Genomic DNA, 25,366 nt, shown 5'->3' on the forward strand with positions numbered 1-25,366 from the left:
TATGGGGATGCGGCTCCGGTGTTGTTCGGAGTCAAGGGAAAACAGGGTGAACATGGCTGGGAAATCGGCGCTGCGGCGCGGTCGGCGCGCATCGGGTCTGTTCGCGATCGTCGCGGTCACCGTCGCTGTCGCGGCGCCGCTGGCCGGGGCGGACGAGCCGGATCCAGGTGCGCCGGTTGCTGATTCGGTGGCCGATGCCTCGGCCGACGTGTTCTACGATCCGCCGGCCGGTTACGAGTCCGAGGCGCCGGGCACGATCCTGAAGAGCAGGCCGATCGTCGCCAAGGCGCTGGAGCTGTTCCCGGTGAATGCGCAGGCGTGGCAATTGCTGTATCGCACCACCGATTCCGACGGCAATCCCTATGCCGCGGTCACCACGGTCCTGATTCCGGACGGACCCGCGAAACCGCGCCCGCTGCTGTCCTATCAGATGGCCTATGACTCCATAGCGCGCGACTGTATGCCGTCCTACTCGCTGCAATACTCGAGCCCGCTCGACCTCCTCGACCCGGCCAAGCAGTCCGGGTACGCCTTGCCGCCGTGGGAAATGGCTTTCGCCGCTTCCGGATTGGCGCAGGGCTGGGCGGTCGCCATACCCGATCCGGGTGGTATCGACGATCGATTCCTGACCCCGCGTGTCATGGGATACACCACGCTGGACGGGATTCGGGCCGCGCAGAATTTCGCGCCGCTCGGCCTGCCCGGCGCCGATACCAAGACGGCACTGTGGGGTTATTCGGGCGGTGGCATCGCCACCAGTTGGGCGGCGGAACTGCAACCGGACTACGCACCCGAGCTCAATATCGCGGGAGCCGCGATCGGCGCTCCCGTGGCGGATCTGGGCGCGGCGCTGCATTCGGCGAACGGCCGACTGCTCGGCGGGCTGATCCCGATCGGAGTCGCTGCCCTGGAGAAGGATTCGCCCGCGGTGGCGGCCCGGCTGGACAGTTATCTCACGCCCACCGGTCAGGGGATCGTCGCCGCGGCGGGGTATCAGTGTGTGGCCCGCAATGTCGCCGCGAATCTCATGTTGACGGTGCCGACCCTGCTCAATGCGCCACTGGACACCGTGCTCGCCGATCCGGTCATCCATCAGGCGATTGCCGAACGGGCCCACGGCGCAACCACTCCGGCCGCGCCGGTGTACCTCTACAACGGCGTCAATGACGAGGTGAGTCCGATCGGCCCGGTGGACGCACTGGTCCAGAACTATTGTGCGCACGGCGCATCGGTGACCTATACGCGCGACGCCTTCCCCGACGTCATCAGTGACCACACCATTGTCGATGTGACCGGCGCCGGCGGCGCCTTCGCATGGGTGCGGCGGGCTCTGTCGAACCCGCAGCCGGTGCAGCCCGCCGGATGTACGACCACGACGGTCGCGTCCACACTACTCGATCCGGCCGGATTGGCCGCGCTGCCGGACTTCGCGGCGGGCACCGTGGAGACGATGCTCGGACAGGCGCTCGGCGCCGGTCGCTGACCGTGGCAGATTCCCGCCCCGAGTTCGCCTACCGTGATTCCGCTTATGCCCCAGCGGTTTCGACGGCGGCGAACATCTCGACGAGGGACTGGGGTGCGCGATCGCTGAAGATGCTCGCGAGTGATTCGGCGGAGTCGCGCGCGGCTGCTTCGGCCCGCGGGAAGAGCGTCTGCTCATAGGCCCCGAGGGCGGCTTCGATATCTCCGGGGTGGGCGGCGATCGCCAGGGCCAGATCGGCGCCGTCGATCATGGCGAGGTTCGCTCCCTCACCCGCGAACGGCGACATGACGTGCGCGGCATCACCGAGCAGCGTGACACCCGGAATACGTGACCAGCGGTGATCCACCGGCAGTGCGTGGATCAGGCGCGGCACCAGTGGGCCGTCGGCTTCGGCGATGAGATCGCGCAGCGCGGGAGCCCAGCCGGTGAAGTCCTGCAGCAGAGCAGCTTTCGCGGCCGCCGTATCGCTGAAGTCCAGCGTGGCGAGCCAGCCTTCGGGTGCGCGGCGGGCGAGGTAGATATGCAGGCTGCCGTCGGATTCGCGGTGGGCGAGAAAGCCTTCGGCCGCGTCGATGGCGAAACACATACCGCCGCCGATGAGTTGAGCGGCCCCGGGGTGGCGGCTGTCGGCCTCCGCCAAATCCAGTTCCACGAAAGAGATTCCGGAGTATGCGGGTTGGGCGCTCGAGAGCAGCGGCCGGATTCGGGACCACGCGCCGTCCGCGCCGATCAGCAGATCGGTGGTCAGCACGGTGCCGTCCGCGAGGGTGACCTCGTGGCGGCCCGCGTCGAGCGGGCGGGCGCTGATCACCTTGCTGTTCCAGCGCACGGCGGAGTCCGGCAGAGCCTCGAGCAGTAGTTCGCGCAACTCGCCCCGATCGATCTCGGGCCGGCTGCCGTTGCCGTCATCGAACTCCTCGAGCAGCACCCGGCCGTCGCGGTCGAGCACACGCAGATCCTCGCCGCCGGGATGGACCTTGGCGCGAAATGCCTCGTACAGCCCGGCCGCGCGGAGCGCGATCTGCCCGGTGTCCTGGTGGATGTCGAGCATGCCGCCCTGGGTGCGGGCCTGCGCCGAGGCGTCCAGGTCGAGGATGAGCGCCTCGATCCCGTGGACGTGCAGTACGCGCGCCAGGGTCAGGCCGCCGAGGCCCGCGCCGATGATCAGGACGGGGTGATGGGTGGTGGTGTTCATGATGGGCCTGCCTTCCTGGAGACGCACTCTCGCTGACTTGATCAGCGTAACGAACATGTTCGTTACGAACAAGTTCGTTGTGAGCCATGGCACGTCCACATGCTGAGATCGGTGTCGGAGGTGGGGTGTGCAGCGCCCTCAGTGGGTGCGGGCCGTGTCCTGAATGCCGGTGATGAGCATCCGGAAGGTCCAGTTCAGCCGGTCCTCCGGCGAGCCGGACACCAGGTCGTCGCGCAGCGCGGCGATGCGGGGATGCGACCGGTCCGCCGCGGTATCGAGGGCCTGCCGCAAGGCCGCGTCCTCATCGCCGGTGGCAGCGATATCGCGATCACGCACGGACTGCTCGACCGCGGTGGCCGTCGCGACCTGCAGCAGAATGTCGACGCCCCACGCCGCCTGACCGTCCGGCACGCCACCCGCGCGCAGCAGTGCGAGCAGGTTCTCCAGGACGGCCAGGTAGTGCGGTCCGGACGGCCGGGTGGTGAGTGCGGACTGCGCCAGCGCGGCGTGCCGGATCAGCACCTCGGTATAGGAGATCAGCACCGCGACCAGCCGGTCACGCCAATCCTGCACTGTGGCAACCGGACTCAGCTCCACCTCGCCGAGAAATACGTCGAGGATCGCCGCATGCAGCTCGGCGGTGTTCGCGACGTAGACGTACAGCGAGGCGGGCCCGGTATCCAGTTCGGCAGCGAGGCGGCGCATGGTCAGCCGCTCCAGACCCTCGCTGCCGACCAGTGCCACCGCGGTACTGACAATCCCGTCGTAGGTCAGCGCGGGTTTGGCGGGCCGTTCGCGCCGGCTCTTGCGCGGTCGCGCGGTCGGTGCATCCATGCACCGACCCTAGCGAACATGTTCGTCAGCGCTCGCGATACGCCGTGAGAATGCGGCGGATCGAGGGTGTCACGGGCAGGTCGCCGTCGAGCGGCAGCCAGCGGTAGCTGCCGTAGTTGGTCAGGCGGATGGGTCCGACTCCGGCCACCTCGGCCGCGAAATGCTCCCGGCGCACCGGCGTTCCGGCATTGGAGAGGTAATCGAACCCGCCGAGGTGGGCCACGATATCGACCACGGTCAGGCCGGTTTCCTCATGCACCGCGCGGGCCACGGCCGCGGCGAGCGCCTCACCGGGACGAACGGTGGTGCCGGGCAGATTGAGGGGGCTCAGGCCCTGCGCATACTCTTCGCGCTCCAATAGCAGTACCGAGCCTTCATGCTCGAGGATGACGCCGATTCGCAGCGCGACTCCGTCGGCAACCGCTTTCTCCTGTAACTCGATCAATACCGGCTCGCCTATCGACTGCCGGGGAGAAACTTCGAAATCCCACACTTCACACCCACATCCCGTACGGCCGGACCGCTTCGACCGGCACACATTCCACGCTACCGCTGCAGAAACGCTGGACGGCAAGGCTATCCGCAATTTCGGCGCATCTTCGCCGAATTGTTGGGCGGGTCGGAAAGTTTTGCGAGTCGGGCATCGGTCGCCTGAGGAGCGATCGAGTCTCCCGTCTCGGAAGACTGTCCTGGGTAATCTACGCCCGGCTTCATGAGCATGCCTGCCCCGGGCCGCATCAGAACACCGTTCCGGCATCCTGCGCGACCAGGTGGTCGAGCGCCCGCTCCGCCACGGCGGCAATGGTCATCGAGGGATTGCAGGCGGCGGTATTGCCCGGCATGAGTGCGCCGTCGAGGACATACAGGCCGCGCTGGCCGTGGACGCGGCCGTCCAGATCGCACACCGGCCCCATGTTCGCGCCGCCGATGGGATGCCACGTCGAGGAGAAGAGGGCATTGGTGTCGGTCAAAAGGCTTGTGGGACCGGCGATCCGGTGTGCGGCGGGCCCGATGTGATTGTTCTGGATGTACGCATCGCCGTCCGGTGGCCAGTACAGGGTCGCGTCATCCCTGGCCGAATCGTAGGTGAACCGGCCGCGCCCGTCGCTGACGCCGTAGCCGACCATCATCGTGCTGTGCGGGTCGATGGGCAGCGGTGGAATGGACGCCTGGATGAGGGTGTGCGCGGCGTGCGGATCATCCCAGTTCAAGCTGCCGTAGACGACCGGACCGCCCTGTGCGGCACCGAAATCCGCCGTCGGGTTCGTCCAGACGTAGATCCGGTCGGCATTGGTGCCCCAGCCGCGGCCGAGATCGTCGGGCAGGTCGGGGATCTGGTCCTTGGCTCCGGCGCGGACCAGCAGTTTGGTGGTATTGAGGCTGCCCGCCGCCATGACCAGCGCCTGGGCGGTGAGGATCTTGTTCTCCAGCACCGCGCCCGAGGTATCGAGTCGATCGACATGAACGACCCAGCGACCGTCCGGCGCGCTTCGATATCGGTGACGCGGTGCAGTGTCTGGACCGTCACCCGTCCGGTCGCCTCGGCCGCAGCAAGATATGTGACATCCACCGAGTGTTTGCCGCCATTGTTCACACCCAGCGCGCCGTCGCCATTGGTGTACGACGGCTTCATTTCCCCGCGCAGTTCGGCGAGCGCATAGTTCCAGTCGATGGGCATGGGGATCTTCGACAGCGGAAGTCCGGCCTGCTGAACATGTTCGGCGAAGACCCGTGCCGCCGAGTAGTTCGAGCTGGCGATCAATTCGTCGGGCGCGACCGCGAGTCCGAGCATGCGGGCGACCCTCGGGTAATGCACGCGATCCATTGCGGCCCAGTCGAGTTCCGGCGGGAAATGGGTATTGAACACTTCCTCGGTGGGCTGCAGGGACATGCCCTGATAGATCAGCGATCCACCGCCGACGCCCGCCGCGCACAGTGCGGTCATATTCTCACCCGGAACCGCCTCGATGAGTCCGGTGTACGGCTCGAAGGCGAGCGGCTGCCCGAATAGATTCGGGCTGGACTCGAACCACAGTGCTCGTTTGTCCAATGCCGAAGCGCGCGGGAAGGTTTCGGCATTCGGACCGGTCGGCCACCGCATACCCCGCTCGAGCACCAGGACCGGAACCCCGGCCTCGGCCAGGCGCAGTGCGGTGACACCGCCACCGAATCCGGACCCGATGACGACCACCCGATGATCCTCGCGGGTGAGTGGAACATTGTTGACCCGCGCCGCGATTGCCGTTGCGCGACCGGCGGTCCGGGCGCCGATCAACAGGGCGCCCGCTGCGGCGGCGCCGGTCAGCACTGACCGTCGCGTAATTGCTGACATATCGCACTTTCATGGTGAGGGAAGAGGTGGCTGCAGCGCCCTGTGCCGGGCTGCGGTCAGTCGAAAGTGCAAGCGGCGACAGGTTTGCCGTCGAGCCGATCGACGAGATAGGACACGGCGCTATCGCCGGTGAATCCGTCGATCAACTCCGGACCGAAGTGATTGGCGAAGGTGGTGCCCGGCAGGATCGGTGGCAGCTGATCGGTCCGGAAGGTGACGGTCGCGCCCTGTGCGCACCAGTCGTCGGCCAGCTGCCGAGCCTGTCCGTAGGGGATGGTGTCATCGTTGCGGCCGCTGGTGATCAGCACCGGACTGGTCGGTACCAGCTTGCCGATGCGCTGATCCTCCAGCACCTGATCCGCCTCCGGAATGGACTGCAGATGATCGAGCAGCGGCCGCCCGTCGATCGTGAGATCGCTGGTGCGCAGGAACGGCTGCTTGAAGATGACGTCTCCGACGCACTCGGTACCGAGGGTGTTCAGCAACGCCTGTCCCGCCGGAGTCGTCAGCTCGTGCACCGACTTCTCCAGCGAGGGATAGCGCGCTACGAACCCGTTGATGGCGAATCCGATGGCGCCACCGATGAGATTGCCGTCGATCTGGGCGAGAACACGCTTCAGATCAGCGACCGGAGCACCTGCCCAGGTGCCCTTCAGGTTCAATTCCGGTGCGTAGGCCGGCTGTAGTTCAGCTGCCGCCGCCGTCGCACCGCCGCCTTGTGAGTAGCCCCAGAGCACCAGCGGTGTATCCGGACCGGTGCCGGCGAGAGTATTGGCGGCACGGGCGGCATCGAGGATGGCGTGCGCCTCCTCGACCCGATTCACGAAGGTGTGCACACCGGGTGTGCCCAGCCCGATGTAGTCGGTGACAAAGACACGCGCGCCCAGGTTGTTCCAGGTCGCGGCGGAAATCGCCTCCTGATTCGCCGATACCGACAGCGGATCGGCCGACAGCGTGACGCCGGTGCCGAAGGCGACCGAGGCCGCGCATTGATCGCCCTGCCCGGCCGTCCCCGGCCCGATGACGATGGTCGGTCGTGCCCCGGATCCGTGCCACGGCTGCGTCGGCTCGATGTAGGTGCCGCTCACCGCGACCGGAGTCCCGTCCTGCGTCCGCGAGGTGTACATAACCAGTTGGGCGGCCTCGGGCCACCGGCCTCCACTCGGTGGCGCCGCGAACACCGTCATGGGTTGCGTCTTGACGATCGATCCCGGTTCTGTCGCGAATTGTGCTGGGGGAGTGTAGAAATCGCTGACCGGCGCGGCTGTGACCGCTGGCGTCGTCGTCCCGATTCCGGTGAGCGCGCCGAGGCACAGGGCGGTTGCCAGTGCGGCTGTGCACCGGCGCGGTGGCAGTGTCCTCGGGCGAGGCCGTTGCCAGTGGTGTGGCTGCATATAGAGGTCTCCGTGTGCATTCACTCGATGTCGATGCGCGACAGGCGTAATCGCAGCGTCCGCGTGAGTAACCTGGTTACTGCGGTAACGCGGTTACCGTAGCGGAGTGAGCCGGAAACCGGAAGAGGATGCCTCGAAGCAGATCATCAGCGTCGTACTGGCCCTGCTGGAGTCCGAGGGGTACGACGCTGTCCAGCTCAGAGAAGTCGCACGCCTCGCGCGCGTCTCCCTCGCCACGGTCTACAAGCGCTTTCCCACCAGGGATGATCTGATCGTCGCGGCCATCGAGCAGTGGATGGCCGATAACAGCTACGCCGGCGTGCTGCCCCCGGCGGCGGACGAAACGCTCTACAGCGGGCTGATGCGCGTGCTGCGCTACATCTTCGAGCCGTGGGAGCGCAATCCCCGCATGCTCGAGGCCTACCACCGTGCGCGCACGGGTGCCGGGGGGCAGCGGCTCGACGCGCAGGGAATGAGCGCGATGCTGCCGATCGCCGCACAGCTCGTCGCCGGCGCGGAACCGGCCTATGTCGAGGACATCGGCCTGATCCTGGCCAATATGACCTATGCCCTGACCGGAAGGTTCGTCGACAAGACCCTCGAGATCACCGAGATCCTGCCCATTCTCGAACGCGCTGTCTTCCGTCTGACCAGCAATAACGAATCCGCCGCTGCCGCAGCGCGTCTCGGCGGAACAGCGAATGCCGAGCCCTTCACGGTGGATCCGTCGCTGGCGAGCCCTTATAACCCGAATCCCGGCAACCCGAGTGCCTGAGGCACGGCGTCAGGACGGTGCCAGTGGGTTGTTGCGAGTGACGATCAGGGGATCGGACGGGGTGAAGGGCAGCGGCGGCAGGTCGGCGAGGGCGACGCCGAAGGTGGCGGCGAGGACCTGACGTGAATAGGCGCTGGCGGAGGCCCGGTAGCCGATATCGCCCGGGGTCGGCTGGTCGAAGAAGATCAGCAACTGGATATCGGGAGTGTTCATGACTTCGATGTGGTGCGGGTAGGCGCGCGGGATGAAGTAGACCTCGCCCTCGTTCACGACGTAGGTGTCCAGCGTGCCGTCGGGATCCATGATCGTCATGCGCGCCGAGCCGCGGTGCACGTACCCCATCTCGGCGGTGACGGGATGCCAGTGTGGTTCGCGCATACCGTCTTCGCGGATGCGCAGCGAGTACATCGAGATGTCGTGCAGCGCGGGCCAGTACTGTTCGCGGGCGGTGCGGGCCGAGCCGACGGGTGAGTCCACCGGTGCGGCCATCGCCTCGATGGCGAAATGATGGGGATCGCCGAAGTGCGCGCTCGCGGGGATCTGCGGGTCGCCGTGGCGTTTCACGACGAGTTTGGCGGTGGTACTGCGCCGGATCTTCGCGAAATCCGCGGCGGGCAGGTCATAGGTATTGCCGAGCACCGAATCGGTCATCGCGCCGAGCGCGGCGCTGAATCCGAAGTCCTCGGGCCGTTCGTGCCGGAATGCCAGGATGAATTCCGCCTCGGTATCGCCGATGTTCTCCACGTGGTGCAACGCGCCGGAGTCGATGTGGAACATCTCCCCGGCGCCGACCACGAACGAGGCGAAGCCGCTCCCGTTGTCCAGTACCGAAACGAGCGCCCGGCCCGCGGTGCAGTAGGCGAGTTCGGTGGCATTGGCATGCCAATGCGGTTCCCGGATCGCACCGGGCGCGAGCGTGAGCCGTTTGATGGACAGGCCGGTCAAGATCGGGAAATTGTCGGCCGTGAGCCTGGTCAGCGAGCCGAGCTCACTGCGGTAGATCTCCTCGCCCCGCAGTAGCGAGGCGACATGAATCGACGGATTACGCACGGGTCCTCCCTCTGTTCGGATCAAGATCGGAGGTGGCGATCTTCAATATAGCGGCGTGCTTGCCACCGCTTCCGGCTGTCCGATTTCGACATCCGATGTGGCCGGGTGCGGCGAATGCGGCGGATACCTGGAATAGTTGGGGCGGAACGCACAGGACCAAAGCGAAAGCGGGGATGTTGGTGACTTCGACTGATGGTGTGAGCGGGGTAAGTACGGTGAAGGACGCGCCGCCGCCGAACACCCTCGAGCGCGATGTCCAGACCCTGGAAAAGGCGATCTACGAAGTCAAACGAGTGATCGTCGGTCAGGATCGGCTGGTCGAACGACTGCTGGTGGGTGTGCTCGCACGTGGCCATGTGCTGCTCGAGGGCGTTCCCGGTATCGCCAAGACCCTTGCGGTGGAAACCTTCGCGAAGGTGGTGGGCGGCAGCTTCTCTCGCGTGCAGTTCACCCCGGACCTGGTGCCCACCGACCTCGTGGGTACCCGCATCTACCGGCAGGGCCGCGAGGAATTCGATACCGAGCTGGGCCCGGTCGTCGCGAACTTCGTGCTCGCGGACGAGATCAACCGCGCGCCCGCCAAGGTGCAGTCGGCACTGCTCGAGGTGATGGCCGAGCGGCATGTCACCATCGGCGGCAAGACCTACCCGATGCCGAATCCGTTCCTGGTCATGGCGACTCAGAACCCCATCGAGAGCGAGGGCGTGTACGCCCTGCCCGAGGCGCAGCGCGACCGCTTCCTGTTCAAGGTGGTCGTGGATTACCCCTCCGTGGAGGAGGAGCGCGAGATCATCTACCGGATGGGTGTCACTCCGCCGGAGGCCAAGCCGGTGCTCGACCCCGCCGAGGTGGTGCGGCTGCAGCAGGTCGCCGCCAATACTTTCGTGCACCACGCGCTGGTCGACTACGTCGTGCGCGTGATCGCCGCGACCCGTAAGCCCGCCGATTTCGGCATGCAGGATGTGGCCGGGTGGATCGCCTACGGCGCCTCCCCGCGTGCCAGCCTCGGCATCATTGCCGCGGCGCGCGCGGTGGCTCTCATTCGCGGCCGCGATTACGTGGTGCCGCAGGATGTGGTCGAGGTGATTCCGGACGTGCTGCGTCACCGTCTGGTGCTGTCCTACGACGCGCTCGCCGACGAGGTTTCGCCCGACGATGTGATCAACCGGGTGCTGCAGACCGTCGGTCTGCCGCAGGTGGCCCCGCAGGCCGTCGCCCCGGGTGGCGCGCCCGCGCCGATGCCCGCCGCACCGCCGTTCCAGGCCCCCCAGGGCGCGCCCCAGGGAATTCAGCAGGCGCCCAACGGGATTCCGCAGCCGCCGCAGCAGGCGGTGCCGCAGCCGCCCAACGGTGTGGCTTCCGGAGTGCCCGGCCAGCCTCAGCCCAAGTGAGGCCGGGTTCGGATTCGGTTGCGCCCGTGACGATGTCGACTCCCAGCGGCTCCTCGCACGCCCCGCCCTCGTTCCGGCAGGGTGATCTGAGCGATCCGCGTCTGGCCGCTGCGCTGAGAACTCTGGAACTCACCGTGCGCCGCCGTCTCGACGGTGTGCTGCACGGTGATCACATGGGCCTGATCCCGGGCCCGGGATCCGAACCCGGCGATGCGCGCATGTATCAGCCGGGCGACGATGTGCGCCAGATGGATTGGTCGGTCACCGCCCGCACCACCCATCCGCATGTGCGGCAGATGGTCGCCGACCGTGAGCTGGAGACCTGGCTGGTGGTGGATCTGTCCGCCAGCCTCGATTTCGGCACCACCGGATGCGAGAAGCGCGATCTGGCCATTGCCGCCGCGGCCGCGGTCACCCATCTCACCAGTGGCGGCGGTAACCGGATCGGCGCGGTGGTCGCCAATGGCGAGAAGCTGATTCGCATTCCGGCGCGCAGCGGGCGTGTGCACGCGCAGTCCATGCTGCGCACCATCGCCACCACCCCGCACGCCCGCGACGGTGTGCGCGGTGATCTGCAGGGCGCCATCGAATCCCTGCGCCGTCCGCAGCGCAAACGCGGTCTGGCCGTGGTGATCTCCGATTTCCTCGGGGATATCGACTGGCAGCGCAGCCTGCGCGCCATCTCCGGCCGCCACGATCTGCTCGCGGTGGAGGTACTCGATCCGCTGGATATGGCACTGCCGGACGTCGGCGATGTGGTGCTGCACGATCCGGAGACCGGGCGCACCCGCGAATTCAGCGTGACCCCCGCACTGCGCGCTGATTTCGCGAAAGCGGCGCAGCGGCACCGGGAGCAGGTGGAGCTGGCGCTGCGCAGTTGCGGCGCGCCGGTGATGGACCTGCGTACCGATCGGGACTGGATCGCCGATGTGGTCCGGTTCGTGTCCACCCGGCGCCATACTTTCGGCGCCTCGAATGCCGGGCGGGTGCCACGACAGTGAGCATTTCCAATTTCACCTCGCAGTACTGGCTGGCTTTCCTGGTCGTAGTCGCGCTGATCGCGCTGCTCTACGTGGTGGTGCAGCGGCGGCGCCAGAAGCATGTGCTGCGCTTCTCCAATATGGAGATGCTGGAGCGGGTCGCGCCCAGCCAGCCCAGTCGATTCCGGCATGTGCCGGTGGCGCTCATGCTGGTCGGCCTGATTCTGCTGACCATCGCCGCCGCCGGTCCGACCGCGACGAAGAAGGTGCCGCGTAATCGCGCCACCGTCATTCTGGTGATCGACGTGTCGCTGTCCATGGAGGCGACCGATGTGCCGCCGAGCCGAATTCAGGTGGCCAAGAAGGCCGCCAAGGAATTCGCGGACGGTCTGACCCCCGGCATCAACCTGGGTCTGGTCACCTTCGCCGGCACCGCGTCGGTGCAGATGTCGCCGACCACCAATCGCCAGGCGGTCAAGGCGGCCATCGACAGCATGAAGCTGGCCGAGCGCACCGCCACCGGTGAGGGCATTCTGACCGCGCTGCAATCGATCGACACGCTGGCCTCGGTGCTCGGCGGTGCGGAGACTCCGCCGCCCGCGCGCATCGTGCTCATGTCCGACGGTAAGCAGACCGTGCCCGATGACAAGGATGTCGACAATCCGCGCCACGGCTTCACCGCCGCGCGTCTGGCGAAGGAGAAAGGCATTCCGGTGTCGACGATTTCGTTCGGCACGACGTGGGGCACCGTCGAGATTCCGGATCAGGACGGCAAGGGTTCGCAGCGCGTGCGGGTTCCGGTCGACGATGACGCCCTGCATCAGATCGCCCAGCTCTCCGGTGGCGACTTCTATACCGCCTCCACGCTGGAAGAGCTTCGTAAGGTGTACGACACACTCGATCAGCAGATCGGGTACGAGCTGACAATGGGCGATGCGAGCCGGCCGTGGCTGCTGCTGGGTCTGCTGGTGACCGCCTCCGGGGTGGTGACAGCGCTGCTCTATCGTCAGCGTCTGCCGTAATTCGGTACCGCGCGCCGAGCCCCGCCAACGAACAGATAGGTTTCCCTCTATGTCGAACATCACATCCCGGTCGGTACTGGTGACCGGCGGCAATCGCGGCATCGGGCTCGCGGTAGCCCTGCGCCTGCTTGCCGATGGACACAAGGTCGCTGTCACGCATCGCGGTTCGGGTGTGCCCGAGGGCCTCTTCGGCGTGAAATGCGATGTGACCGACTCGGAGTCGGTGGATCGCGCGTTCACCGAGGTCGAGGCGCACCAGGGTCCGGTCGAGGTCGTCGTGGCCAATGCGGGCATCGTGGACAACGTGCTGTTCATGCGCATGAGCGAGGAGTCGTTCTCGAAGGTCATCGACGCCAACCTCACCGGCGCGTGGCGAGTTGCCCAGCGCGCCAACCGCAATATGCTCAAGGGCCGCTTCGGCCGCGTCATCTTCCTCGGCTCGGTGGTCGGCCAGATCGGCGCTCCCGCTCAGGTCAGCTATGCGGCGGCCAAGGCCGGTCTCGTCGGCATGGCACGCGCCATCACCCGCGAGGTCGGTAAGCGCAATATCACCGCGAATGTGGTGGCGCCGGGCCTGATCGACACCGATATGACCCGCGACGAGATGACTCCCGAGATGCGCAAGACCGCACTCGATTTCATCCCGGCGGGCCGGATCGGCCAGGCCGAGGATGTCGCCGGTGTGATCAGCTTCCTCGCTTCCGAGGACGCCTCCTACATCTCCGGTGCGATCATCCCGGTCGACGGCGGTATGGGCATGGGTCACTGAGCGTCTCGCCCGATTAGGCCCTGCGCTCCGAACCCCTTGGCAACCAGTACTTTTCAACGAGGAGAACCAACCAACCCATGAGTGGATTGCTCGAAGGCAAGACCGTACTCATCACCGGCATCATCACCGATTCGTCCATTGCTTTCCATGCCGCCGCCGTGGCGCAGGAGCAGGGCGCCAAGGTGATCATCACCGGTATTCCGGACCGGCTGCGGCTGATCGACCGGATCGCCAAGCGGCTGCCGAAGGAGGTTCCCCCGGCCATCCCGCTCGATGTCACCAATGAGGAGAACCTCGGCGAGCTGGCGGCGAAGCTGAACGAGCTGGCCCCCGAGGGCATCGACGGCGTGCTGCACTCCATCGCCTTCGCGCCGCGCACCCTGATGGGTCCGGGGTCCAAGCCGTTCCTCGAGGGCCCCGGCCCGGATGCGGCCAAGGCGTTCGAGATCTCGGCGTGGAGCTATGCCTCGCTGGCTCGCGCGGTACTGCCGGCCATGAACGAGGGCGGCTCCATCGTGGGCATGGATTTCGATCCGCGCACCGCCATGCCGTATTACAACTGGATGGGTGTGGCCAAGGCCGCGCTCGAGTCGGTGAACCGCTATGTGGCGCGAGAAGTGGGCGAGGCCAAGCGCATTCGCTCCAACCTGATCGCAGCCGGGCCGATCAAGACCCTCGCGGCCAAGGCCATCGCCGGCACCGCTACCGATGATGCGAACCAGCTCACCATGCTGAACACCTACTGGGACGGCGCCTCTCCGATCGGCTGGGACGTCGACGACCCGACGGTGGTCGCCAAGTCGGTGGTCACCCTGCTGTCGGACTGGCTGCCCGGTACCACCGGTTCGATCATCTACGTGGACGGCGGCGCCAGCCACAACACCTGGTTCCCGGCGAACGGGTTTCCCACCAACTGAGCTGAAGGAGTAGGTCGTGGCAGTGCATGACCTCGGCGCTCGCGCCGCGGAGCCCGCTACTGAAAAAGTGGATGCGCTGCTACTGCTGTCCTTCGGCGGTCCCGAGCGCCCCGAAGACGTGATGCCGTTCCTGGAGAACGTCACTCGGGGCCGGGGCGTGCCTCCGGAACGCCTCGCCGAAGTCGCGGAGCACTATCTGCACTTCGGCGGGGTATCGCCGATCAATGCGCTCAATCTCGACATCATCAAATCGGTCGAGGCCGAATTCGCTTCGCGCGGAATCGATCTGCCGGTGTATTTCGGCAATCGCAATTGGCATCCCATGGTCGAGGACACCGTCGAGGGTATGCGCGTGGACGGAATCCGTTCCGCGCTGGTGTTTCCCACCTCCGCCTGGGGTGGTTACTCGGGCTGTCTGCAGTACCACGAGGACATCGCCCGCGCCCGCGCCGACGTCGCGAATGCCCCCGAATTGGTCAAGCTGCGCCAGTATTTCGATCATCCGCTCTTCATCGACGCCGTCACCGACGGCATCCGCGCGGCGGTCTCGTCGCTGCCCGAGGATCGTCGGGAGCGCGCCCGGCTGGTCTTCACCGCGCACTCGATCCCGGTATCGGCCGATATGGCCGCCGGCCCGCCGGGGGAGCAGCGGCTCTACAGCCGCCAGGTCGCCGAGGCGGCCCGACTATGTGCAGCCGCAACGGGTTTCGACGACTACGACGTGGTGTGGCAGTCCCGCTCCGGTCCGCCGCAGGTGCCGTGGCTGGAACCCGATATCGTCGATCACCTCGACGCGCTCGCCGCACGCGATGTGGACGCGGTGGTCATCTGCCCCGTGGGTTTCGTCTCCGATCACCTCGAGGTGATCTGGGACCTCGACAACGAGGCGAAGCAGCGGGCGGCCGAACTGGGCATGGCCTTCGCCCGCGCCGCCACGCCGGGCGGCGATTCCCGATTCGCCCATATGGTGGTCGATCTGGTCGAAGAGCAGCTCACCGGCGCCCAGCCCCGGAAGCTCAGCGAGATGCCGAGCCTGGGGTGCACTCCCAACGGCGCGCCCTGCGTTCCCGGCTGCTGCGCCTTGCCGCCGCGACCGCCCCGTCCCGATACCGTCCGGTCGGCCTGAGCTGCGGGAAGTAGCCGCTGTGAACGGCGATCCGATATTCGACGGACCACCCGCCCCCGAGGGGGACGCCTTCTATGATCCCCCGCAGGATCTGTCCGGTGGCGCGGTCGGTGACACCATCTATCTGCGGCCGCTCGATAATCCGGAAGCCGAACTGACACACGGCCGGAACTGGCTGGTGCTCTACCGTTCGCAGAGCGTCACCGGGGAAGTGATCGCGGTATCGGGCATCATCGCCCTGCCGAACGATCCGCCGCGCACCGATGCCGGATATCCGGTGATCACCTGGGCGCACGGCACCGTGGGGGTGTGCCCGCTGTGCGCGCCCTCCCGCGATACCACCGAATCCGGTGCGCACCATATGAACAAATACCCGCAGCCGCTGCTGAACAATTTCCTCGATCAGGGCTGGGCCGTGGCCATGACCGATTACGAGGGCCTGGGTGTGACGGGGCGGCGTCATCCCTATCTGCTCGGGGAATCCGAGGCCTACGGGGTGCTCGATATCGTGCAGGCGACGCGCCGGCTGTTTCCCGGTGTCGTCTCCGACGAGTACGCGATCGTCGGCCACTCGCAGGGAGGGCAGGCGGCGCTGTTCTCCGCGTACTACGCGCCCGGCCGGGTCGACGGGCTGGTCGGGGTCGCGGCGATCGCCCCGGCCAACCATCCGAAGGCCATTGTCCGTGCGGGCGCACTGGTTCCGACCACTGCCGGCGGCGGATTCGCCTTCACCGCACTGTTCCTGTCGGGCGCGATTATCGGTGACGAGAGCATCGACGTCGAGAATGTGCTGTCGGTCAAGGCGAAGGCGGTGTGGCCGGATGTGCTCACCAGGTGCCGGGCGGGCTTGAGCGAACCGGATTCCTGGGGCGGCCTGCTGGGCACAGAGCAATTCCGCTCGACGATTCTCAATCCGTATCCCGGCAAGCCCAATCCCGATCAGCTGAACTTCGAGGCGCAATTGGCCCGGATGAATCCGAATCTCGAAATCGATGTGCCCATCCGCATTTCGCAATCCGCCGACGATCAGCGGGTGAAGGCCGAGGCCACGGAATTCACCATCGGGGGAGTGCAGATCGTCATCCCCGGTGTGGATGTGCTCGTCGAGGAACTGGAAGTCACCAATCCGGCGAACCTACCGCGCTACGACCGCTACAAGGCGGGTGAGGTGGTCATCCCCGACCCCGATCCGAGCAGTCTGGGGGCGCACTTCGCCACCCTGAACCACGACCGGGACGAACTGACCGGATGGCTCGCCGAGCGATTCACCGCATGAACGCGTAACCACCGGCCCGGCCACCGATATCGGTGCGGCGGGCGGGAATACGCCCGCCCGCCGTGTGCTTGTATGTCGGCATGACGAGTGCTGATTTGCTGGTTGATGCCTTCGGCCGGATCAAGGAGAACGTGCACGGGGCGGTCGAGGGGCTGACCGAGGCGGAATTGTCGCAGCAGTTGGATGAGGGCGGTAATTCGATCGCCTGGCTGATCTGGCATCTGACCCGCGTCCAGGATGATCACATTGCCGACGTGGCGGGCCTGGAGCAGGTCTGGTTGACCCAGGACTGGGCGAAACGGTTCAACCTCGCATTCGATGACACCGCAACCGGATACGGGCATGCTGCCGCCGAGGTGGCGCAGGTGACCGGTATCTCCGCCGATCTGCTGACCGGCTACTACGACGCCGTGCACGCGCAGACCATCGACTACGTCTCCGGTCTGGTGGACGCCGACCTTCCGCGCATTGTCGACACCCGCTGGAATCCGCCGGTAACCCTGGCCGTTCGCCTGGTCAGCGTGATCGACGACGATATCCAGCACTCCGGCCAGGCGGCCTACGTCCGCGGCGTACTCCTGCGCCGCCGCTGATTCCTTGACCAGGAACCGGTGGCGGCCCGCACTCGCGGTTCACCGCCACCGCTTCCTGGTGATCGCATGTCCAGGACCTGGGAACCCTCGGTGCCCGCCAACTGCGGATGAAATGTATTGTGTCGCAGGTGGACAGGGTCAATGGTGGTCGGTCGGAACGTGACCGAGGCGTAAGTGGCGGGAATCCGCGCGGTGGCGCGGTCGCGAAGAAGCGGGCGCTGGGTGCGCCCGATTACTTCGTCTGGGCTCCGGTTCTGAGTCTTTTCCTAGCCGCCGGTATCTGCATGACCATCGGTCAGTCGATGACGATCGCGGTGGTGCTGGTGCTGATCGCCGTGGTGATGGTGGTCCTGGACATGTGGATCAACCGGTAGCCGGGCCGAATTCGCTTCTCACTTCAGCACATTCACGGCGCGGGCGATCACGAGGCTGACGGTGATCAGCGAGATCGCCGACTGCACCATCATGGTCGTCTTGGCCCAGCGCGACATCGGCATCACATCGGTGGGGCTGAATGCGGTCGCATTGGTGAACGACAGATACAGGTAATCCAGGAAATTCGGCTCCCAGTCCGGATCCGCCAGGTTCGGATTCTGCATCTGCACGAACAGGAAATCGGGATACGGCTTGCGCGCGTGTGCCCGTGCCGCGGGCCCGCCGCGATCGAGTTCCCAGTACCAGAGCCCGAATACCAGCACATTCGACAGCCAGACCGCGCCGCCGGAGGTCAGCAGTCCGGCGGCATTGTCGCTGACCGCGCCGTCTATCAGGCCCTTCACGAGGTGGTAGACCGACCACACCATCGAGAACGCCAGCAGCGCCATCAGGCTCAGTCCGAGTCTGCGGAGCCACATTTCCTCCCGGTCGATACGGAACGACCGGGCCGCGATGAGCACGATGACAAGCACCAGCCCGATTCCCGGCACCAGCCAGCGCGGTCCGGGCGTGAACTCCTGGGGCAGGAAGTACTGCAGCACCAGCATGCCCACCAGGGCGCTGGTGGCCCACCACCGTGATTCGCCCGCGGTCCGCCGGGCCCACGCGGGCACCTGGTCGTCGTTCACGTCATTCTCGGAGCCGGTCACGTCAGCAGTATCGCCCGATGTGCGACTTCGATCCGGGAACGACTCAGTTGCTGCTGGTCACCGAATCCGCGGACTTCGCATCGCCGGCCGCGTGCGCGGCCAGGCACCGGTCGGCGGCCCGGAACATCGCGTCCACATAATCCGCGTACTGGCCCGCGAAACTCCGGACACCGTCCGCGTACGAGCGCACCGTAGTGGGCGTCACCGCGGCCGGAGCGGCGGCAGCGGCGGCCTTCAGCAGGTCCAGGCTGCGGAAGCCGACGGCGAGTCCCGCGGGCGTGCCCGGCCAGACGATCGGGCCCAGATAGGTGCGCTCCGGATAGACCTCGATCACGCGCTGGATCAGCCTTTCGGCCCACACCGCCAGCTGCAGCGCGGGCTGGTTCGTCGTGATCTCGTCGCGGACATCCATGCTCGACAGCACCCGCAATTCGTGCACACCCTTCTCGATTTCGGTGCGGCGGCGCTGATCCGGGCCCTCGGTCAGGGTCAGCGCGACGAACAGGCCGGGATGGTTGCGCATATTGCCCGCGTAGCCGGCGAAGTACCGCGCGGGGAACGCCTCCGTCTCGCTGCCGAGGCGCGCGGTCAGCGTTGCGGTTGGCAGCGACTGGGTGCCCGCGGCCGATGCGGGTACGACGACGGGGGTATCGGCCACCGCGCCGATCGCTCCGGCGGTGCGGGCGGCGCGGGCCTCGAGTTCGGCGGACACCCCGCCGGCCTGCACCCTGGCGGATTGAACGCGCCCGATCAGGTCGACGATCGATCCGCGCAGCAGGAAGGTGACCGTCAGGCCGACCACCGGCCACTTGGTCGCATTGATGTACTGCAGGACCATATCGGGTGCACTCACACGCGTGATCGTATTGCCGGTCAGCGACTCCCGCTATGCCACTGCGACTTTCGTCTGCTCTTCCATCTCCGCGTCGAGTAGACGGCGGGCGCGGGGGATGAGGAGGGTGCGATTGGGAAAGAACCACAGTGCGATCAGTGCGATGAGAGGCAGCCCGGACAGCAGTGATGACTTGCCGGCCTGGTCGGGCGGGTAGCTGTAGATCACGAGGACCCGCAGCGCCGCGTCCGTGAGCAGGGCCAGGCCCAGGGTCGCGGTGATGAACCGGTAGATCCGGCGGAAACCGGCGTCCTTGGACCAGACTCGATCGAAGCCCTCGGCGCGCAGCGGATCACCCTTGGCCGCAACCGGTTTGAGCGCGTCGCGCATATACGGGTGATCCGTCCAGGCGCTGGCCAGCACCACGATTCCGGCGATGGCGATATACAGCGAGGTGCGGGCCAGGACAAAACGTGCGTCGCCGCTGATCGACGTCAGCACGACACCGACGACGACTTCTGCCAGTACCAGTACCGCGAAACTGTCGATCCGATGTGTCGTATTGCGCCGCAACCGTGTTCGCGCCATATCGCCGACGACGATCAGTGCGGCGACCACCGCGCCGGCCACCATACTGGCTGTACTTCCCGCGCCGGCCAGATAACAGCCGAGGAGCGCCACATTCGATGCGACCGCGGTGAAAACCGCCAAACGCCAGCGGAATTCACCGGTTTCGATCCGGCCGCCGATTGCTTTCGCGCCCAGGAGTGTGCCGCCGATGGACAGCCGGATCTGCGGCGGGAGACCGGTCGGCGCGAGCAGCGCGAAGATCACTGTCGGGAGCAGGAGATCGACGGCGGTATTCGCCAGCATCAGGGCGAACCACAGGGCCTTCTTGCGCTTATCGGTGTCAGGCGTGGGATGACTCCCGGTTGGTTCATGCATCGTTTCCCCCTGTGCTGGAAAAATATCTCAGATAGAAAGTATCTTAGGGTCTAAGATAGTTAGAATCTAAGGTATGTTGTGGACATGACGCAAGAGGTGACCTCGGACCAGCCCGCGGACTCGACCCTGCTCGGCCGCGAATTCGCCTCCGCCATGGTCAATTTCCATGCCGCCACCGGAAAGTTGCTCGGGCTCAGTGCCATCGAGCGCAAGTGCATGGACACCCTGCAGCGCCTCGGGCCGGTTACCGCGGGCACGATCGCCGAGCACACCGGCCTGACCACCGGCGCGGTGACCGGGTTGGTGGACCGTCTGGAGAAGGCCGGTTACGCCCGGCGCACCCGGGACCCGCACGACCGCCGCAAGGTTCTGGTCGAACTGATCCCCAACGCGCGGGCAGACGCCGTACTCGCGTCCGTCTTCATTCCCTTCGGCGCGGATATGACCGAATTGGCCACCCGGTACACACTGGCCGAGCTACAGGCCATCACCGACTGGCTTCATCGAACGACCGACATTCTCGTAGCCAACACCCGCAGAATCTCCGCCCCCGACTTCACACCTGAGGTGTAGCACGGGGGTGCACGATCGGAATCGATCGACTCGGTACCAGCGGTCCCCGGACTGGCCGAGCTGCCCGCACTCAGGGAGCGGGATGACGGTTGCGTCGCAACGCTATTGGGCGAACTGATGACAGGTCTGTCAGACTGATCCGCCGAATGTCGGCCGGTGATTCGTGGGGAGTAGGTATGCCGGAGATTCCTGAGTGGGCGAAGCAGAATTCGTGGGGAGTGCGATTCGACTGGGGTTTGCCGGGCGCGCAGGCGCTCGGGCCGGGCAGTGCGGCGGTGGTGGTGATCGATGTGCTGTCGTTCACCACCGCGGTATCGGTGGCGGTCGAGGCTGGGACAAAGGTGCTGCCGTATCCGTGGCGGGACGGGACGGCCGCGGAATTCGCCGCTCGGCAGGCCGCGGAGCTCGCGGTCGGGCGTACAGCGGTGTCCGTGCAGCAGCCGTGGTCCTTGTCGCCGGCCGCCCTGCGGCGGGCGCCTGCCCCGGCCCTCCTGGTGTTGCCGTCGCCGAACGGGTCGGCGATTTCGGCGGCGGTGAGCGGGGCGCCGGTTATCGCGGCCTCGCTACGGAATGTGCATGCGGTCGCGCGCTGGATTGTCCAGCAGGGCTGGGGGACTGAGGAGCAGCCCATCGCGGTGATCGCGGCCGGTGAGCACTGGCCGGGTCAGGATGCGCTGCGGCCCGCGCTCGAGGACTGGCTCGGCGCCGCGGCTCTGCTCGCGGCGCTTGTCGAGAACGGCGCCGGTCCCTTGTCGCCGGAGGCCTGGGTGGCGAAAGTTTGCTACGACAGCGTCGAGGATGTCCCCGCACTCATCGCCGACTGCGCCTCCGGTCGTGAGCTGGCGGGAATCGGATTCGCCGACGATGTGGCGGTCGCGACCGAAATCGACGCCAGCAAGGTCGTGCCGGTGCTCATCGACGGCGCTTTCACCGACGCGTCCTGAGTCACGGCCGACCGAGAGGTGCGGCGTCGAATTCGGCGCGCACGATCCTCACCCCTGGCTGCTCCACATCCCGCTCTGAACAACCCAGATTCCTTGGCCGCCTTGGGTTGCCGGTTGATAGAGGTTCAGGCCGACCTTGCTGCCGTCGCTGTTGGTCACGAAGACGATATTGGGCGCGTTGCCGCTTGTCTGTACGTCGGACCAGCCGAATCGGCCCAGCACGAAGGTCTTTGCGACCTGGATGCGATCCAGCCGCCAGGGCTGATGTCCGCCGTCGACCGCCTTCTGCAGATCGGTGACCTGCTGGGCGCTGAGCTCTTCGCCGCCGAACGGCGTCCCGGACGGCGGATGCGAACTCGAGCCCGGCTGTGCCGGATCCGAGGTAGTCGGTTGCGGTGCAGAAGATTCCGGCGCGCCGGGCACCACCGGGGGAGGATTCCCGCCGTCACTTCCCGGTTGCGAGGGGCCGGAGCCGACGCCCGAGGGCGAAGGGGCGCCGGAACTCGGCGCGGCGGATGCGCTGACCACGGTGGATGTCGTCGACGGCTGGCCCGTCGTCGACGACGTAGTCGAGCAGCCGCTCAGCGCTGCCGCAGAGGTGAGAATGCCCAGAACTGCCACCGTGATTCGCTGAGTGCGCCGGGCGCGAGTGCGCAGACCGCGCGCGAGATCGCTGTTGTCCATAGTGGTACTCCGTTGTCGAGGTACTGGGACCGCCGACTGGTGTCGACCACATCCCCGCCGTGTCTATCGCCGCGAACGATTGTGGCGTTTCGAGACAACTCAGCTGCGAACAACGTTGGTTCGTGAGTGGTTTCACCACGTGGAGCCGCCCAGCCTTGCTGGTTGGTCGCTGCCGGGATAACTTACTTCCAAGTAGGTTGTCTCGGCGAGGAGCGCCACTGTGGTTATGCCCGACAGGTCGAAGGATCGGCACCAGGCCGCCGCGTTGAGCGGATTGCGGGTGGTCGAATTCGGGCATTACCTCGCGGGGCCGCTGGCCGGTGTTTTCCTGGCTGATCAAGGTGCCGACGTGATCGTCGTGCAGCCGCCGGGCGGTAGTGGTTGCGATCCTGCCACATCGGCAATCCTGCAGCGCGGCAAGAGCGTTCAGGTCGTCGATCTCCGTGATGCCGGCGCGGCCGCGCGGGTGCGGGCGCTTGTCGAGGCCGCCGATGTGGTGATCGAGAACTTCAGGCCCGGCGTGATGGACCGCCTCGGGTTCGGATATGCGCGGGTGGCCGCGGCGAATCCCGGCGTGATCTATCTGTCCCTGCCGGGGTTCTCGCGCCATGACGAGCGCAGTGCGATGCCGGGCTGGGAGGGTGCCATCTCGGCGGCCTGCGGCTTCTACAGTGATCTGTCGCTGCCGGGTGCGATTTTCGACGCGCCGCCGACGTATACGCCGCTGCCGCTGCCGTCGGTCTATGCCGGAGTGCACGGCGCGATCGCGGTCACGGCGGCGCTGTTCGCGCGCATCGCGCACGGCCACGGCGATCGGATCGAGGTATCGCTGCTGGATGCGGCCATGTCGGCAGCGGCGGGTCTGGTGTACCGGGTCGAGGATCAGCCCGATCGCTACAACATGCCGCCCGCGCCGAAGAAGCTGCTGGACGCGGCGGCCGCACTACGTATGCCCACGGCTCTCACGCGCGGCAGGCTCGGGCACGGATTGTCCGGCAGCACAGCGTGGCTCGGTGAGCTGACGAACCGATTCTCGCCGCCATTGTTCGCCAACTATCGGTGCGCGGACGGCCGCAGCCTGTTCGTGTGCGCTATGGACAATGAGAAGCACGTCGCCGGCCTGCTCGCCGTGACCGGTCTGGCGGGCAAAGCCGCAGACCTCGGATTCGTGCCGGGCGATTGCCTGGACGTGCCGCCCTCATCGACCAATATCAATGCCTACCGCGGGGCTTCTCCGCGATGGTTGTCGCTGCGTTCGGCCTTGGCGCGCGCCTTTCGCCGGCGGCCGGCACTGGAATGGGAGCAGCGGCTCACCGAAGCGGGTGTGCCCGCCGCGGTGCAGCGCACCACCGCCGAATGGATCGAGCATGCGCTCGCCCTCGGGAACGGCATCGTGCGGCGGGCAGGCGATCACGTCGAACCGGGGCGGCAGGTGGACGTGACGGCCGCCGGGCTCACCGACCCCGAAATCGCCACGGGCACTTGGCCGCATGTGCGCACCTTCGGTCCCGTCGTCACCGACTCCAGGCCCGCCACCGGCTGGCTGGACGGCATCACGGTGCTGGATCTGTCGAACGTGATCGCCGGGCCGTCCTGCGCCAGGACGCTCGCCGAACTCGGCGCCGACGTCATCCAGATCGTGCCGCCGGTGCCGAAGATGGGGCCGCGCCAGACGCTGCACTTCGGCCTCGAGGTCAATCCGGGCAAGCGCAGCATCGCCGTCGACCTCGCCACCGACGCCGGTCAGGGCGTACTGCGCGAGATGATCGCGCGCGCGGATGTGCTGACCCACAACTGTCTGCCCCATCAGGCGATCCGGCTCGGATTCGATCCGGACAGCGCCCATCGAGTCGACCGCCGCGTGATCACGGTGGCCATGACCGCCCACGGCGGACCGGATCCGGCGGTCTCCGATGTGCTGCCCGGCTACGACCCGACGCTGCAGGCTGCGGCCGGCATCATGACCCGCTACGGCGGGCAGCGCACTCCGGCACTGCATGGATTGGCTTCCTGCATAGACTATTTCACCGGATACTCCGGTGCGTTCGCGGCAATCCTCGGGCTCATCGCCCGCAGCCGCGGCGGGTACGACATCAGCGCGCGAACCTCGCTGGCCCGCATGGCGACCTGGATTCAGCTGCCTTTCCTGAACGGCGACGGAAGCGAACCCGGCGGGCTCGATGCGCGCGGCACCGGCCCGGGCGATCAGATCCACCGGGCGCGAGACGGGTGGCTGTTCGTGAGCGCGGGTGCTGACCGCACGCGAACACCGGGCGCGGGAGCTCCGGCCGATCTGCCCGCGCGCATCGCTCGATACACCGTGGCCGAGGCCGTTCGCTATGCGCTGGAACAGGAGTGGGCCGCGCATCCGATCGTCACCGGCCGCATGATGCGGCGAGCAGCGGTGGCCGCCGCACGGAACCCCGCGGATTCGGACGCTGAATCCAAGGAAAGCCCGTCGGGGCGAGTGGAATTCGTGGAACATCCGAGCGGATTGCGCTACTGGGTACCCGTCGCCGACTGGGTCCGCAGCGACTACACACCCCGTCGATCGCTGAGCCCCGCGCCGTTCCCGGGCCAGCACACCTCCGAGATCCTCGCGGAACTCGGACATTCACTGCAAGACATCGACGAATTGCTCGACGACGCCATTGTCGCCGACCACTGGGCAACGGGCGGGGACTACCTGCCGATATGAGCCGGTATCGTCGCACAAAAAGGAGAGAGACATGATCGCAGTCATCGCCGAGATCACCGTCAAGCCCGGTTCGGGTCCCGAGTTCGAGTCCGTCGTCGCCGATCTGATCGAGCAGATCAGGGCGAATGAGCCGGGAAATCTGACCTACCAGCTCGTGCGCTCCAACGCCGATGCCGATAACTACCGGTTCTTCGAACTGTATTCCGATCAGGCGGCCGTCGAAGCTCACGGCCGGTCCGACCATTTCCGCGCCGCTGGCAAACTGATGGCCCCGCTGCTGGCGGGCGCACCGAAGATCGAGTACTTCACCGCGGTCTGACCCCCGCGACGCCGGATTTCACCGGCGGCCACGCCAGGAATCGCCTGCGAACGTTCCGCTCGGAGCGTTCGCAGGGCCAATTCCCGGGCCGCTCCAAGAGTCGATGCGCACGATGGCACGCCACTCCCGGCGCAGGCCTCGTTCGCGCG

The 25,366-nt window shown here is 66.6% G+C and carries 24 protein-coding genes and 1 pseudogene; 15 read left to right on the forward strand and 10 right to left on the reverse strand.

The features are described from left to right. Positions 1 to 52 precede the first annotated feature (52 nt). Positions 53 to 1,483 (forward strand): lipase family protein, encoded by a 1,431-nt coding sequence (locus tag ABZX86_RS38905; RefSeq protein ID WP_355131261.1) that lies wholly within the window; start codon positions 53 to 55, stop codon positions 1,481 to 1,483. Positions 1,484 to 1,526: 43 nt separating this feature from the next. Here ABZX86_RS38905 and ABZX86_RS38910 read toward each other — a convergent pair whose 3' ends face one another. The 5 genes and pseudogenes from ABZX86_RS38910 to ABZX86_RS38930 form a co-directional block, all read right to left on the reverse strand. Further along, entirely contained in the window at positions 1,527 to 2,678 is a 1,152-nt protein-coding gene (locus ABZX86_RS38910; RefSeq protein ID WP_355131263.1) for an NAD(P)/FAD-dependent oxidoreductase, read from the reverse strand. Positions 2,679 to 2,816: 138 nt separating this feature from the next. Beyond that, complete coding sequence (locus ABZX86_RS38915; protein ID WP_355131265.1) at positions 2,817 to 3,512, reverse strand: TetR/AcrR family transcriptional regulator; 696 nt, start codon at positions 3,510 to 3,512, stop codon at positions 2,817 to 2,819. Between the two features lie 25 nt (positions 3,513 to 3,537). Next, positions 3,538 to 3,957, reverse strand: coding sequence for an NUDIX domain-containing protein (locus ABZX86_RS38920; protein WP_355131267.1), 420 nt, complete (start codon positions 3,955 to 3,957; stop codon positions 3,538 to 3,540). Positions 3,958 to 4,249: 292 nt separating this feature from the next. Then, positions 4,250 to 5,844 (reverse strand): annotated as a pseudogene (locus ABZX86_RS38925) (GMC oxidoreductase). 56 nt (positions 5,845 to 5,900) lie between these two features. Further along, entirely contained in the window at positions 5,901 to 7,031 is a 1,131-nt protein-coding gene (locus ABZX86_RS38930; protein WP_355131269.1) for an alpha/beta fold hydrolase, read from the reverse strand. A gap of 313 nt (positions 7,032 to 7,344) precedes the next feature. Here ABZX86_RS38930 and ABZX86_RS38935 point away from each other — a divergent pair, with 313 nt between their 5' ends. Further along, complete coding sequence (locus ABZX86_RS38935; protein ID WP_355131271.1) at positions 7,345 to 8,013, forward strand: TetR family transcriptional regulator; 669 nt, start codon at positions 7,345 to 7,347, stop codon at positions 8,011 to 8,013. 9 nt (positions 8,014 to 8,022) lie between these two features. Here the strand turns inward: ABZX86_RS38935 and ABZX86_RS38940 are convergent, their stop codons facing one another. Beyond that, positions 8,023 to 9,063 carry a cupin domain-containing protein gene (locus ABZX86_RS38940; protein WP_355131273.1) on the reverse strand — a complete coding sequence of 347 codons (1,041 nt, stop codon included), beginning with the start codon at positions 9,061 to 9,063 and terminating at the stop codon, positions 8,023 to 8,025. A 173-nt stretch (positions 9,064 to 9,236) separates the two neighbouring features. On the opposite strand from ABZX86_RS38940, the gene ABZX86_RS38945 reads away from it, so the two are divergent. The 9 genes from ABZX86_RS38945 (at position 9,237) to ABZX86_RS38985 (ending at position 17,511) form a co-directional block, all read left to right on the forward strand. Next, positions 9,237 to 10,454 (forward strand): MoxR family ATPase, encoded by a 1,218-nt coding sequence (locus ABZX86_RS38945; protein ID WP_355131275.1) that lies wholly within the window; start codon positions 9,237 to 9,239, stop codon positions 10,452 to 10,454. A 32-nt stretch (positions 10,455 to 10,486) separates the two neighbouring features. Continuing rightward, positions 10,487 to 11,455 (forward strand): DUF58 domain-containing protein, encoded by a 969-nt coding sequence (locus ABZX86_RS38950; protein WP_355131378.1) that lies wholly within the window; start codon positions 10,487 to 10,489, stop codon positions 11,453 to 11,455. Further along, positions 11,452 to 12,456, forward strand: coding sequence for a VWA domain-containing protein (locus ABZX86_RS38955; protein WP_355131277.1), 1,005 nt, complete (start codon positions 11,452 to 11,454; stop codon positions 12,454 to 12,456). Before ABZX86_RS38950 ends, ABZX86_RS38955 begins: the two co-directional genes overlap by 4 nt. Before the next feature lie 49 nt (positions 12,457 to 12,505). Further along, positions 12,506 to 13,225: a 3-oxoacyl-ACP reductase FabG1 gene (fabG1, locus tag ABZX86_RS38960; protein ID WP_327138748.1), complete on the forward strand. Its 720-nt coding sequence runs from the start codon at positions 12,506 to 12,508 to the stop codon at positions 13,223 to 13,225. Positions 13,226 to 13,302: 77 nt separating this feature from the next. After that, the gene (inhA, locus tag ABZX86_RS38965; protein ID WP_297625964.1) at positions 13,303 to 14,142 is read left to right on the forward strand and encodes an NADH-dependent enoyl-ACP reductase InhA; all 840 of its coding nucleotides are present in this window, start codon (positions 13,303 to 13,305) and stop codon (positions 14,140 to 14,142) included. Positions 14,143 to 14,164: 22 nt separating this feature from the next. Continuing rightward, positions 14,165 to 15,268 (forward strand): ferrochelatase, encoded by a 1,104-nt coding sequence (locus tag ABZX86_RS38970; protein ID WP_355131380.1) that lies wholly within the window; start codon positions 14,165 to 14,167, stop codon positions 15,266 to 15,268. Positions 15,269 to 15,287: 19 nt separating this feature from the next. After that, on the forward strand, positions 15,288 to 16,544 hold the full coding sequence (locus ABZX86_RS38975; protein ID WP_355131280.1) for an alpha/beta fold hydrolase: 1,257 nt from the start codon (positions 15,288 to 15,290) through the stop codon (positions 16,542 to 16,544). Between the two features lie 80 nt (positions 16,545 to 16,624). Then, positions 16,625 to 17,137: a DUF664 domain-containing protein gene (locus ABZX86_RS38980; protein ID WP_355131282.1), complete on the forward strand. Its 513-nt coding sequence runs from the start codon at positions 16,625 to 16,627 to the stop codon at positions 17,135 to 17,137. Positions 17,138 to 17,265: 128 nt separating this feature from the next. Beyond that, the gene (locus tag ABZX86_RS38985) at positions 17,266 to 17,511 is read left to right on the forward strand and encodes a hypothetical protein (RefSeq protein WP_327138751.1); all 246 of its coding nucleotides are present in this window, start codon (positions 17,266 to 17,268) and stop codon (positions 17,509 to 17,511) included. Between the two features lie 18 nt (positions 17,512 to 17,529). Here the strand turns inward: ABZX86_RS38985 and ABZX86_RS38990 are convergent, their stop codons facing one another. From ABZX86_RS38990 to ABZX86_RS39000, 3 genes are read right to left on the reverse strand one after another with little or no spacing between them, the layout of a single operon-like run. Continuing rightward, a complete protein-coding gene (locus ABZX86_RS38990) occupies positions 17,530 to 18,222 on the reverse strand; it encodes a hypothetical protein (protein ID WP_355131284.1) in 693 nt (230 codons plus the stop codon). Positions 18,223 to 18,265: 43 nt separating this feature from the next. Continuing rightward, positions 18,266 to 19,075 carry a hypothetical protein gene (locus ABZX86_RS38995; RefSeq protein WP_355131286.1) on the reverse strand — a complete coding sequence of 270 codons (810 nt, stop codon included), beginning with the start codon at positions 19,073 to 19,075 and terminating at the stop codon, positions 18,266 to 18,268. A 33-nt stretch (positions 19,076 to 19,108) separates the two neighbouring features. Further along, positions 19,109 to 19,999, reverse strand: a complete 891-nt coding sequence (locus tag ABZX86_RS39000; protein WP_355131288.1) for a VC0807 family protein — start codon at positions 19,997 to 19,999, stop codon at positions 19,109 to 19,111. A gap of 84 nt (positions 20,000 to 20,083) precedes the next feature. Here ABZX86_RS39000 and ABZX86_RS39005 point away from each other — a divergent pair, with 84 nt between their 5' ends. Both ABZX86_RS39005 and ABZX86_RS39010 read left to right on the forward strand, forming a co-directional pair. Beyond that, positions 20,084 to 20,572, forward strand: coding sequence for a MarR family transcriptional regulator (locus ABZX86_RS39005; RefSeq protein WP_355131290.1), 489 nt, complete (start codon positions 20,084 to 20,086; stop codon positions 20,570 to 20,572). A 176-nt stretch (positions 20,573 to 20,748) separates the two neighbouring features. Continuing rightward, positions 20,749 to 21,516 (forward strand): 2-phosphosulfolactate phosphatase, encoded by a 768-nt coding sequence (locus ABZX86_RS39010; protein ID WP_355131292.1) that lies wholly within the window; start codon positions 20,749 to 20,751, stop codon positions 21,514 to 21,516. 48 nt (positions 21,517 to 21,564) lie between these two features. On the opposite strand, the gene ABZX86_RS39015 is transcribed toward ABZX86_RS39010, so the two are convergent. Next, positions 21,565 to 22,200, reverse strand: coding sequence for a hypothetical protein (locus tag ABZX86_RS39015; protein WP_355131294.1), 636 nt, complete (start codon positions 22,198 to 22,200; stop codon positions 21,565 to 21,567). A 226-nt stretch (positions 22,201 to 22,426) separates the two neighbouring features. Between ABZX86_RS39015 and ABZX86_RS39020 the strand changes: the two genes are divergently transcribed. Together ABZX86_RS39020 and ABZX86_RS39025 are read left to right on the forward strand one after the other, a co-directional pair. Next, positions 22,427 to 24,898 (forward strand): CoA transferase, encoded by a 2,472-nt coding sequence (locus tag ABZX86_RS39020; protein WP_355131296.1) that lies wholly within the window; start codon positions 22,427 to 22,429, stop codon positions 24,896 to 24,898. A gap of 31 nt (positions 24,899 to 24,929) precedes the next feature. After that, positions 24,930 to 25,217, forward strand: a complete 288-nt coding sequence (locus tag ABZX86_RS39025) for a putative quinol monooxygenase (RefSeq protein ID WP_355131298.1) — start codon at positions 24,930 to 24,932, stop codon at positions 25,215 to 25,217. Positions 25,218 to 25,366 lie beyond the last annotated feature (149 nt).

This window comes from Nocardia sp. NPDC006630 (genome assembly GCF_040611495.1).
In the GTDB taxonomy this organism is placed as follows: domain Bacteria; phylum Actinomycetota; class Actinomycetes; order Mycobacteriales; family Mycobacteriaceae; genus Nocardia.